Consider the following 235-nt stretch of genomic DNA (forward strand, 5'->3'; position numbering starts at 1 on the left):
GTACAGCGGGCCCGCCTCGGGCGCCGGCGCCGTCTGGGCCTGGAAGAGCAAGAGCCAGGGCGATGGCCGCATGACCGTCACCACCGCCGATGCGCCCAGCCGCCTGGGCTACGAGCTCTTCTTCCCCGACTTCGGCACCACGTCGCCCGGTGCGTTCCGCCTGGATGCGAATGGCGGTGCTACCCAGGTCACCTGGACCCTGGACGGCGACATGGGCGCCAACCCGGTCTACCGC

At 71.5% G+C, this 235-nt stretch carries 1 protein-coding gene; it reads left to right on the top strand.

The annotated features are described in order from the left end of the window. Positions 1-235, top strand: a 235-nt coding sequence (locus AC0IZJ_RS28775; RefSeq protein ID WP_471855703.1) for an SRPBCC family protein, incomplete at both ends; no start/stop codon positions are given.

It is taken from the genome of Roseateles sp. AC306 (assembly GCF_979253795.1).